General features: G+C 65.0%; 6 protein-coding genes. All 6 read left to right on the forward strand.

Translation table 11 applies throughout. The features are described 5' to 3' along the window. Window positions 1–288 (forward strand): response regulator (locus HY737_06340; protein MBI4598000.1); only part of this gene is annotated, 288 nt, incomplete at its 5' end. An 84-nt stretch (window positions 289–372) separates the two neighbouring features. Further along, entirely contained in the window at window positions 373–1323 is a 951-nt protein-coding gene (locus HY737_06345; GenBank protein MBI4598001.1) for a 2-oxoacid:acceptor oxidoreductase family protein, read from the forward strand. Then, entirely contained in the window at window positions 1320–3632 is a 2313-nt protein-coding gene (locus HY737_06350) for a pyruvate synthase (protein MBI4598002.1), read from the forward strand. Before HY737_06345 ends, HY737_06350 begins: the two co-directional genes overlap by 4 nt. 5 nt (window positions 3633–3637) lie before the next feature. Next, complete coding sequence (locus tag HY737_06355) at window positions 3638–4498, forward strand: sulfide/dihydroorotate dehydrogenase-like FAD/NAD-binding protein (GenBank protein MBI4598003.1); 861 nt, start codon at window positions 3638–3640, stop codon at window positions 4496–4498. Further along, window positions 4488–5960, forward strand: coding sequence for an NADPH-dependent glutamate synthase (gene gltA, locus HY737_06360; protein MBI4598004.1), 1473 nt, complete (start codon window positions 4488–4490; stop codon window positions 5958–5960). Before HY737_06355 ends, gltA begins: the two co-directional genes overlap by 11 nt. 11 nt (window positions 5961–5971) lie before the next feature. Beyond that, window positions 5972–7390: an NAD(P)-dependent oxidoreductase gene (locus HY737_06365; protein ID MBI4598005.1), complete on the forward strand. Its 1419-nt coding sequence runs from the start codon at window positions 5972–5974 to the stop codon at window positions 7388–7390. Window positions 7391–7588 lie beyond the last annotated feature (198 nt).

The following is a 7588-nucleotide window of genomic DNA, read 5'->3' on the forward strand; positions in this document are numbered from 1 at the left end:
GCCCTGTGCGGCAAGGCGGCGATCAGCTGGGCCGTGGAGCATCAGCCGGATTTGGTGATTCTGGATCTGGTGCTGCCGGACATGGATGGCCACAAAGTCTGCCAGGAGCTGCGCCGCCTGTATAGTTTCTGGGCGCTGCCCGTGCTCATCCTGACGGCGAAGAACCAGCCGATCGATCAGCTCAGAGGATTCGCCCACGGCGCTGACGCGTATATGACGAAACCGTTCGAGTCTGGGGAGTTACTCAGGACCGTGGCCTTGCTCGTGGGGAATACGGCACCCGCATAATCGCCCGCGCCTCCTAGCCTCGCAATGTATGATCGCGCTCATAGTGTCAGCTTTGGGGGTGTGGTTAACTAGCCCGACTCCTCCATGAGGGCTGCCTCCGTTTCCTTCGAGATCCGATTTGAGTCCATCGGCGGGCTCGGCGCGCATCTGGCCGCCCAGCTGTTGGCCGAGTCCTTGGTGCTCCGCCAGGGGCTCAACGCCTCGCAATTTTCCTCGTACGGCTCCGAGAAGAAAGGCACGCCGGTGCGCTCCTTCATCCGCGCCGTCGGCGGAAACGCGCCCATCCGTGTGAGCAGTCCGGTGGTGGCCCCGGATGTCTTGGCGGTCTTTCACGTGGCCCTGCTCGCGCGCCCCGTGACACTGGCCGGCTTGAAACGCGATGGGCTCCTGATCGTCAACGCGCCGGCCTCAGCCGCCCTCCCGCTGCCCAAGGGCCGCGCGATGCTGGTGGATGCGATGGCGATTGCGGTGGAGGAGCATACCCGCATCAACACCGCCATCCTGGGGGCGGTGGCTAAAGGCTGCCCGCGTATCGATGCCAAGGCGCTGGCAGCAACGCTCGAGGAGCATTTCAGCAAGCGCTCCGCGGCGCTGGCAGAGTCCAACGTCAAGACGTTCTGGCGCGGCTATCAGGAAGCGGCAGAGCGGCTGATCGCCGAGGGTCCTGAGCCGACGCCGCCGGATGGCTCGACAACGCTGCGTTGGGGATACCGCACCGCCCCGCTGGGCGGAGCGATCATCGATGTGGGCAACACGATCGCCAATGATCTCTCCGCTTCCCGCCAAGGATTTGCGCCGCAGTTCAACGCGCAAGCGTGCACCAACTGCGGCATCTGCGATCTGGTGTGCCCGGACTACTGCTTCGTGTGGGAGGAGCAAGGCAGCGCTGCATGCTTGCTTGGCATCGACTACCAATTCTGCAAAGGCTGCTTGCGCTGCATCGACTCCTGCCCGTCGGGCGCGCTGACCAAAGAGCGCGAGGGTGCCTGGGTGAGCGCGCAGCGCGTGCCGCTCTCGCGCAAGGACTCGGCATGAAGCCCGACAGGAGCACGGCGACATCACGCCCCGCCGCCGCCTCGCGGCCGTCTCAGAAACTCGCCTTTACCAGCGGCAATGAGCTGGCCGCCCTGGCCGCCTCGCAGATCAATTTTCACGTGATGGGCTACTACCCAATCACCCCGTCGACCGAAGTGGCCGAGCAGCTCAGCAAGATGAAGGCGCGCGGGCAGCATCAGATCGCGATGATCCCGGCGGACGGCGAACATGGAGCCGCCGGCATCTGCTATGGCGCAGCCACCGGCGGGGGCCGGGTGCTCAATGTGACCAGCTCGCAGGGGCTGCTCTATTCCCTGGAGCAGCTGCCGGTGCAGTCCGGCACGCGGTTTCCCATGGTGCTCAACCTCGCCACCCGCGCGATCAACGGCCCGCTCAACATCCGCTGCGATCACTCCGACCTCTATTTTGCGCTGAATGCCGGCTGGATCATTCTGCTGGCGAACGACCCGCAAGCGGTCTACGACATGAACCTGATGGCGGTGCGCATCGGCGAGCATCCATCGCTGCGCTTGCCGGTGATCGTGGCGTACGACGGATTTTTCACCAGCCACCAGAAGCGCCGGGTCTACACCTTCGAGGATGCGGTCGTGCGGCGGTTCGTCGGCGAATGCCGCGCCCCCCTGACCATGCTCGATCCGGAGCATCCGGTGACGATCGGGCCGTACATGAATGACCCTGATCTCATCAACAATAAGTATCAACTGAAGCTGGCGTTTGATGAGGCGCGCGCCATCATTCCCGCCATCTTCCGGGAGTTCGGCAAGCTCTCCGGCCGGCGCTACCACACGGTGGAGCCGTATGCCATGGAAGGGGCCGAGATCGCGCTCGTTCTCCTCAACTCCGCCGCTGAAACCGCGAAAGAGGCCGCCGATCAGCTGCGCAAGCAAGGCATGAAGGTCGGCGTGGTGCACCCGACGGTGCTGCGGCCGTTTCCAGCCGAGGAGCTGGCACGGATCCTCGGAGGCATGAACGCGGTCGTGATTGCCGACCGGGCGGATTCGTACGGGGCCGATGGCGGCAATCTGAGCCTGGAGGTGCGGGCAGCCTTGCAAGCGCATGCGCCGCGCCAGCCTAAGTGCCTCTCGCGCATCTACGGCCTGGGCGGCAAAGACTTCACCGTCGAGAATGCGGTGCAGCTCTTCGAGCAAGCGGCAGGCGCGTTGAAGCGCCGCCGCGTGCCGCAGTTTGATTATCTCGGCGTGACACCCGGCGATGATGCGACCGCCAAGAACGGGCGTAGCACCCATCCGGCTCCGCCGGTGCTCACCGTAGAAGAGGTCACCCGCCACCACGCGCAGATCACGCCAGATCCATCGACCGGGCGGCTGCAGGTCACACTGGATCCGTTCTGGAAAATGGCGCCCACCCCGCACCGCGTGGCCCCCGGCCATGGGGCGTGTCCTGGCTGCGGGGCGTTTACCACGATCAAGCAATTTTTTCGCGTGCTGGATGGGCCGGTCGTCGTGCTGTATCAAACCGGCTGCGCGATGGTGGTCACCACCGGGTATCCGGCCAGCGCGCATCGCGTCAGCTACCTGCACAACCTGTTTCAAAACGGGGCGGCGACGCTCTCCGGGCTTGTGGAAATGTACGCCGAGCGCGCCCGGCGCGGGGAGCTGCCGAAGGTGGAGCAGCCGACGTTCGTCATGGTCTCCGGCGATGGCGGCATGGATATCGGCATGGGGGCGGCGCTGGGCACGGCGCTGCGCAATCACCGGATGATCATCATCGAGTATGACAATGAAGGCTACATGAACACCGGCGGGCAGCTCTCTTATTCGACGCCGCTCGGACATCAAACCAGCACGAGCCCGGCCGGACCGAAGAGCACGGGCAAGCTGTTCCATCACAAAGATACGCCGAAGATTTTCGCCGCGGTCAATGCGCCGTACGTCTTTACCGCCGTCGAAGGTTTCCCTGAAGATTTGATGAAGAAGGCGGCCAAGGCGCAGTGGTACGCGAATCGGGAAGGGTTTGTCTACGGCAAAATTCTCTCGGCCTGCCCGCTCAACTGGATGTCGCCGGATGATTCGGCCGAGAGCGTGCTGCAAGCCGCGGTGGACACCTGCTTTTTTCCGCTCTATGAGATCGAGCGGGGCAAGACGGTGATCACGTATGACCCGGAGGCGTTGGGTCGCCGGCGGCCGCTGCGGGACTGGTTCGCGCTGATGGGCAAGACCAAGCACCTGATGGCCCCGGAGATGGACGGCGTCGTCGCCGAAGCCGAGGCGGAGAATGATCGACGGTGGCGGCGCCTGAAAGCCCAGCACGAGCATCCGGAGTTGTGAGCCCTATGGCATCTGCTGAGCCGGCGCATCCGATCCACGAAGGCCGCAGCTTCAAGATTTTGAAGAAAGAGCGCCTCACCCCGGCGACCCACCGGTTTCTCATCGAGGCCCCGTGGGTGGCCCAGGCGGCCAAGCCAGGCCAGTTCGTCATCGTGCGGGTGCGCGAAGGCGGGGAGCGCATTCCGGTGACGATCGCGGATTTCGATGCGCCGCAGGGCACCGTGACCGTCGTCGTGCAGGAAGTCGGCCGCACCTCAAAACTCTTCGGCGCGCTGCAAGAAGGCCAAGAGGTGCTGGACCTGGTCGGTCCGCTTGGCGAGCCGTTTCGTCTGATGCGCGGCAAACGCGTCATCGGTGTCGGCGGCGGTTTTGGCGCGGCCGCCTTGTATCCGCTGCTGCGCGGGTTGCGCCAAGCCGGCGTGCCGACCGAGGCGATCATCGGGGCGCGCAACAAGGAGTTGCTGATTCTCAGAGACGAACTCTCCAGCGTCTGCGAACTGGTGATGCCGTGCACCGATGATGGGTCGGTCGGGTTTAAGGGGTTTGTGACCGACTGTTTGAAACAACGGTTGCAAGTGGTGCAGCCGCTGGGCGAGATCGAAGTGGTCGCGGTCGGCCCGATGCCGATGATGCGCGCCGTGGCCGCCGTCACCGCCGAGTTTCATGTGCCAACACAGGTGTCGCTCGATCCGATTATGGTTGATGGGACCGGCATGTGCGGCGGCTGCCGCGTGACGGTCGGGGGCGCAAGCAAGTTCGCCTGTGTGGACGGGCCGATGTTTGATGCGCATCAGGTCGACTTCGATGAATGCGTGCGGCGCAGCAAGATGTATCGCAGCGAGGAGCAGCTGTCCAATGCCGCTTAAGCCGGCCCAAAAAACCGGGATGCCGCATGAGGAGGTGCCTCAGCGCGCGCGCACCTTTGATGAAGTCAACCGCGGCTATACCGAATCGCGCGCCCGGTTCGAGGCGCTCCGCTGCCTGCAATGCCAGGAGCCGGTGTGCGAAGAAGGCTGCCCGGTCCACGTGCCGATCAAATCGTTCATCAAATGCATCGCCGACGGCAAGTTCGAGGAGGCGTTTGGGCAGGTGAGGAACGCGCACCCGCTGCCGGCCATCTGCGGCCGCGTCTGTCCGCAGGAAAGCCAGTGCGAAAAACTGTGCCACATGGCGACGCGGTTTGAGCCGGTGGCGATCGGCCATTTGGAGCGGTTCATCGCCGACTGGGCGCGCGAGCACCGCCGCGGCAGCGTGACCGCACCGGCTGCGCCAACCGGGGCGCGCCCTCCTTCGCCAGAGGCTTCGGAGCGGCTTCGCGTGGCCATCGTCGGGGCCGGCCCCTCAGGCCTGACCGCGGCCGGGGAGCTGGCCCGGCTGGGGTATCGCGTCACGATCTTCGAAGCGCTGCACGCGCCCGGCGGGGTGCTGCGCTACGGCATTCCGGAGTTCCGCCTGCCGAAAGCGGTGCTCGATGATGAGATCGGGCAGCTCAAAGCGATGGGAGTCGACATCATCTGCAACGTGATCATCGGGAAAACCATCACGATCGATCAGCTGTTCCAGGAGCAGGGATTCCAGGCCGTCTTCATCGGCACCGGGGCCGGCCTGCCGCGCTTTCTCGGCATCCCCGGCGAAAATCTCAACGGGGTCTATTCGGCGAATGAGTTTTTGACGCGCATCAACTTGATGCGGGCGTACCAGTTTCCGAAGTGCGACACGCCGCTGAAGGTGGGGACTCGCGTGGCCGTCGTGGGGGCCGGCAACACCGCGATGGATGCGGCCCGCAGCGCGCTGCGCATGGGGGCCTCCGAGGCGCGCATCGTCTATCGCCGCTCCGAAGAAGAGATGTCTGCGCGCGTCGAAGAGTACACCCACGCGAAAGAAGAGAACGTCATCTTCCAATGGCTCACCAACCCGGTGCGCGTCCTCGGATCCCCTGAGGGGTGGGTGACCGGCTTGGAGTGCCAGGGGCAGCGGCTGGGCCCGCCGGATGAATCCGGGCGCGCGCGGCCGATCCCCACGGAGGAGCCGCCGTCCGTCATTCCGGTCGACACCGTCGTCGTCGCCATCGGCACGCGGCCGAACCGGTTGCTGACCAAAGAAGGCGGGCTGGCCACCACGTCGTGGGGCGGGCTCATCGTCAAAGAAGCATCCGGAGAAACATCGCGCAGCGGCGTCTTCGCCGGCGGCGATGCGGTGACGGGTGCGGCGACGGTGATTCTCGCGGCCGGAGCCGGCCTGAAAGCGGCCGCCGGCATCCACGCGAAACTGAGTGCACGGGGCAACGGTGCAGCCGAGCCCCGCCCCCCGGGCGGGGGGGCGGGATAAAGGAGGAGCCCATGCGTGAGGTCAAACCCAGGGTGCGGCCGGCCATGCAGTCTCCGGCGGGGCGCCGGAGGAATTTCGATGAACTCACCAGCGGCTACACGCTGGCCCAGGCGGTGGAGGAAGCGAATCGCTGCATCCTGTGCAAGAACCCGCGCTGCCAGTCGGTCTGCCCGATGCACAACAAAATTCCGGACTGGATGCGCGAGCTGCAGCAAGGCCGCGTGGCCGAAGCGTACGGCATCATCCGGCAGACCAGCCCGATGCCGGAGCTGTGCAGCCGGCTCTGTCCGCAGGATCGGCTGTGCGAGGGTGCCTGCGCCATCGGCGTGAAGCACGAAGCGGTGGCGATTGGATTACTTGAGCGCTTTGTGTCTCAGGAAGGGTGGAAGCAGTGGACCGGCAATGGGGATCGGGCACCTCAGAGGACGGCGACGGCGCGCAAGCGCGTGGCGGCCGTGGGCTCAGGCCCGGCCAGCCTGGCCGTGGCGCAAACGCTGGCGCGCGCCGGCCATGAGGTGACGGTGTTTGAGCGCTGGCCGCGGCTGGGCGGGGTGCTGCGCTGGATTCCGCGCTTTAAGCTGCCGACAGAGCTGCTCGATGCGCATCTGGACATGCTGCGCGGCCTCGGTGTCACATTCTACACCAACACCGACGTGCGCTGGATCGAATCGCTCGTCACCGACGAAGGATTCGACGCCGCCTTCATCGGCATCGGGGCCAGCCGGCCGGCGATGCCGGATCTGCCTGGTAATCAACTCTCCGGCATCATGTCTTCGACTGAGTTTCTCGTGCGCGTGTTCTATGATCCGAACGAGCTGCCCAACGACTGGGAGCCGATCAGCGACTTGACCGGACGCCGCGTGGCGGTGCTCGGCGGGGGCGACAGCGCCATGGATTGCGTGCGGACGTCGTTGCGGCTGGTGGCGGCCGAGGTCAGCTGCGTGTACCGGCGCGATGAGGCCAACATGCCGGGGAGCAAAAGGGAAGTCGCCGCGGCCAAGGACGAGGGCGCGAACTTCCTGATGCTGACCGCCCCGCTGGCGTTTCATTCCGAGGACGGTATCCACGTGTCGTCCATCGAATGCGCGCGGATGGAGCTGGGAGCCCCGGATACTTCAGGCCGACGCTCGCCGAAAATGGTCTCTGGCTCCAACGTTACCGTGCCGACGGATCTCGCCATCCTCGCCTTCGGGTATGACGTGGAGGCGGCGTTTGATCAAGAGCATCCGTTTCTCATGGTGCCTCCCAAAGGCACGGTCAAAGCCCACCCATTAACCGGAGCAACCCCGATCCGCGGCGTCTTCGCCGGCGGAGACTGTGTCACCGGCCCGAACCTGGTTTCCACCGCCGCCCGCGCCGGCCTGACCGCGGCCGAGGGCATCTTGCGCTACTTCGCCGGCGAGCCCTGGGAAACCCTCCTGAGCGGCTGAGCCTCCGCCACTGACACGGTCGGCCCCGGAGGGCACCGCCGTGAAACTCCTGATCTTGCCTGAGCCCGCTATACCATAAGAACCGTCCCTGATTTTTCCTGATTTTTCTGGAGGTAGAATTTTGTTGACAAACACTCAAATTTCGTAGAATATTGAGTGTATGAAATACATCTCTCGGCTGCTGGAGGCGAAGATCCA

The organism is Candidatus Omnitrophota bacterium (assembly GCA_016209275.1).
GTDB lineage: Bacteria > Omnitrophota > Gorgyraeia > Aquiviventales > Aquiviventaceae > JACQWM01.